Origin of the sequence: Massilimicrobiota sp. An134 (assembly GCF_002160815.1) — a bacterium.
GTDB classification, from domain to species: Bacteria; Bacillota_I; Bacilli_A; order Erysipelotrichales; family Coprobacillaceae; genus Allocoprobacillus; species Allocoprobacillus merdigallinarum.
Map to the genome: position 1 here is coordinate 1 of NZ_NFLH01000061.1, position 4,181 is coordinate 4,181.

Here is a 4,181-nt window from a genome sequence, read left to right on the forward strand (position 1 = left end):
GTGCGCACGTTCTTGCGCTTAATATATATTTCTTTTGAAATCATCGCTCCTGCAATGCGATGTAAAGCAACCGACTTACCTCGCGGGGATAACCCAACGGGGACCAAAGCATGTCGGTAAAGCCAAGATTAGTTCTCTATGAACGAGTAGCTTGGCAAGCTAGGCCATATATGGTAAAGCTTCTAGAGTTGAATCCAAGTCTTGTGGTTCTAGGAAGACATTCAGGTAACCACTCCTGTCTCTAAACTGTATATTCAATATAGGAAAGGTTGAATATAAGCAGGCTGTTTAGCACAGCTGACATCGTCAGCCCAAAAGACCAATTGGATACCTAAGTATGGAGTGACTATATTAAGTGTTACCGTGATATACCCTAGTGCTCTGGTTTCCTTTATTCAAACCATCACGGGTAGAGAGTCTCTACAGTAGCCCAACGATTTTCTGTAATGGATAATACATGGTGAAAGGAGACAGTTTCTAATTTCTATTTTTGAAAGGAGTTGACCCGAATGAGTCACCAAAAACTTTTAACGAAACTAGAAGGTTTTCGTGCCCGTAACAGTATAAATCACTGTTACATCAATAAAGATGTCTATCGTCTTTTATATGATAGAGACTTCTACTACATTGCCTATAACAGTATCAAATCCAATGATGGTGCTGAAACTGCTGGCAGTGACGGAACTTCTCTTCATGGATTCTGCGAAGAATGGATTGATGATTTGATTTCATCCTTTAGGGATGAAAGCTATCAGCCACAACCGAACAGAATCACTTACATTCCCAAGAAAAACGGAAAGATGCGTAAACTTAGTTTCCCTAATGGTAAAGATAAGTTAGTTCAAGAATGTATTCGTATCATACTTGAATGTATCTATGAACCTACATTCTCAAATCTTTCTCATGGCTTTCGTCCCAATCGCAGTGTGCACAGTGCATTGGCTCAAGTGGAAACCTGGCGTTCTACTGTTTGGTTTATTGAGGGCGATATCTCTGCATGTTTCGACGAAATTGACCATCGTATCCTAGAGTCTATTCTTCGTGAAAGGATTGATGATGAACGTTTTATCCGTCTCATCAATAAACTACTGAAAGCTGGTTACTTCGATATGGAGCATAACTTCCAGACAACGAAACGAGGTAACGCTCAGGGCTCTTGTGCAAGTCCAATACTAGCGAATATCTATCTAGATAAACTGGACAGATTCATGGAGAATATCATTCAAAGAGATACAAAAGGTAAATATCGTAAACAAAATCCAAAATATGCCAAACTGAGATATCAGCTTAACAAAGCGATATCAGTGCATGATATCAAGGAAATCAAAAGACTAAGGAAAGAACTGAAAGCAACTTCATCAGTTGATGTTTTTGACCCTAACTTTCGTAGAGTACATTACGTACGCTATGCAGATGATTTTCTAGTAGGAACTATTTCTTCAAAAGCATATGCCGAACAACTTAAACAAGAAATCAAACACTTTCTTGAAAGTGAACTTCATCTAAGACTTAGCGAAGAAAAGACACTGATTACACACGCAAAAAACGAAAAAGCACATTTTCTTGGTTATCTCATCAACAGGAGATTTCCCTAACATTGACATCCTCATTGACAATCAAAAACTCATACACAAACTACGCGACAATGGAATGTGCAATGCCTTTGGATATCCTGCTTCCATAAAGAGATTATTATGCAATCCTACTGAAGACATCATTACCTATGGTAATCAGGTTCTTAGAGGTCTAGTCAATAATAATCAAGGGTGTAGAAATTACTATGATATGCATAGAATCCAATATATCATCCAATATTCCATTGCTTATACGATTGCACGTAAATGTGATATCTCATTAAAGAAAGTCTTTAAAAAATATCACTCACAATTGATTTATTCATATACGAATGACAAAGGCAAAGACAAAACAATAAAATTAGCTTTGCACTCTTCATTCAAACGAGATAAGACATTCTTCTCACAGTGGCTTAGTAAAATCAAGCAAGATGTGGAATACAGATATAGAGATACGAATCCTCTCAAAAGAAACTGTTACATATGTGGCAATCCACAACATCATGTCATGTTTCATAGAAGAAGGATAAGTTCACTGCATATGCCTTATTCTCATATCATTAAAGAAATGATAAGAATAAACCGTAGGCAGATATGTTTGTGTAGAGAATGTTTTATAAAGGTCAGTCAGAACCTGTTAGAATACAATCAAATCGCAAAACGAAAACTCACTTAGAAATGGAGAGCCGTATGCATTGAAAGGTGCCCGTACGGTTCGGGAAGGGGCGAGGTCTTCTAGACTTCGCCTATTTCATTTATGAGTCAAATAACAGTATACAAAAAAAGATAAGAATTCATTTTTGACATAATCATACAAACGATATATATATTTTGACTTTCAAACAAAAAAACTTTTAAGATTTTCATCCTAAAAGTTTGTTCGATTACCAGACATGATATCCGCCATCAATCATTATATCAATGCCTGTTGTATAAGTTGAAGCATCAGATAATAAATATAAAACTGCACCAATTAATTCTGTAGGTTTACCTACACGATGCATAGGTGTATTGTTCATTGAGTTTTCAAACACTCTTGGATCATTTAATTTAATAAAGTTTTTCACATTGCTCATCCCTTTTTCTAGAAAACCTGGAGATACGCTATTGACTCTGACATTATATTCTCCATATTCACTGGCAACACTTCTTGTTAAATGTAAAACTCCACCTTTTGATGTACAATATCCTGACATATTAAATGGTGGTTTATTCACAATTGTTCCTGTAAAAGAGGCAATATTCACAATAGACCCCTGTTTTTGTTTAACCATATATTGTCCAAAATATTTACAACATAAAAATGTTCCAACAATATTAATATTCATTAATCTTGCATAATCTTCACCGGTATAATCTTGAATGCTGCCATGCTGATTGACACCTGCTGCATTAATCAAACCATCAATATGCCCAAAATCCTGTATGATCTGTTCACTGACTTTTTGAATATCAGCTTCCTTTGAATTATCTGCCATATAATAACGAACTTCAATACCATATTGATTCTTTAATGATTGTGCTAATTCTTTAAGTTTGTCAACATTTGATGGAATATCAATCATAGCCAAACTTCCACCTGCCTGTGCTACAGCTTCCACAAAATGTGAACATAAATACCCAGTCGCTCCTGTTGCGACAATGACTTTACCATCTAAACGAAACAAATCCATCACATTAACCATTTTTCATTCCTCCTATAATAATGTTGTGATGACATTGGATAAACCACATAATCCAATGACAACATAAGTTAATTTTCTAATGAGGTTAGCATCTAATTTATCTACAATCTTATTGGCAATCCATAAACCTAATAAAATACCAGCCATTCCTAAACCAATGCCACCAAATAAATCAACTGTCAAAATACCATTAATGACTCTAAAAGCTGTTGAATAAACAACATTGATTAAAAAGAAACATTGTATTGTTCCTAAATATTCTTCTTTTCCTTTTGTTTTTGATAAGAAATAGATAACCATTAATGGTCCTCCAATACCAAACAATCCATCACAGGCACCTGAAATGATAATGCATAATAAAGCAACGATGCCTTTAGGTTCAATATCGTTTTTAGAAAAGAAAAGGAAATAAAGAGATAAAACAATTAAGAAAATACCTAAAATGATTTTCATGATATTTTGATCAATCATTTTTGCAAATAAAATAGAAACACTGCTGACAAATAAATATAAAACGGCTGGCCCGATAATCTTTTTAAAATTAATTGTATGACGATAACGATAAACCATGGCCGCACATAAAATCATACAAATAGCACTTGAAACTCCCGCACTTTGTACAACACTAAACTGCAAAGGCAAAAACATCATCATGACAACGCCAGCCCCAAAACCTGTCACTCCCTGAATAATGCCAGCGACAAATGCTGGTAATAAAATATAACCTATCATTTCCATCTATGATTCCTCCTAACGACTATCAATTTATCAGGGAATTCATCATGAAACAATGAAACCAGCCCATAAAAAAAGGACAAAATAAATTTTGTCCATGGCGATTAATCATCTTTGATGATTATCGCTTTTTTGTATTGTATAATCATCTTAGGTGGTGTTCTTATGATTGATCTCTCTACTCCTG

4 protein-coding genes are annotated in these 4,181 nt (G+C 35.0%); 2 read left to right on the forward strand and 2 right to left on the reverse strand.

The window, feature by feature from the left end; translation table 11 throughout:
• Positions 1 to 509: 509 nt before the first annotated feature.
• Positions 510 to 1,595: a reverse transcriptase/maturase family protein gene (locus B5E79_RS13730; RefSeq protein WP_087305636.1), complete on the forward strand. Its 1,086-nt coding sequence runs from the start codon at positions 510 to 512 to the stop codon at positions 1,593 to 1,595.
• On the forward strand, positions 1,564 to 2,250 hold the full coding sequence (locus B5E79_RS13735; protein ID WP_224759480.1) for a group II intron reverse transcriptase/maturase: 687 nt from the start codon (positions 1,564 to 1,566) through the stop codon (positions 2,248 to 2,250). The genes B5E79_RS13730 and B5E79_RS13735 overlap by 32 nt, the downstream gene beginning before the upstream one ends.
• Before the next feature lie 208 nt (positions 2,251 to 2,458).
• Here B5E79_RS13735 and B5E79_RS13035 read toward each other — a convergent pair whose 3' ends face one another.
• Both B5E79_RS13035 and B5E79_RS13040 read right to left on the reverse strand, forming a co-directional pair.
• Positions 2,459 to 3,259, reverse strand: a complete 801-nt coding sequence (locus tag B5E79_RS13035) for an SDR family oxidoreductase (RefSeq protein ID WP_087298339.1) — start codon at positions 3,257 to 3,259, stop codon at positions 2,459 to 2,461.
• Between the two features lie 12 nt (positions 3,260 to 3,271).
• Positions 3,272 to 3,997, reverse strand: coding sequence for a sulfite exporter TauE/SafE family protein (locus tag B5E79_RS13040; RefSeq protein WP_087298340.1), 726 nt, complete (start codon positions 3,995 to 3,997; stop codon positions 3,272 to 3,274).
• Positions 3,998 to 4,181 lie beyond the last annotated feature (184 nt).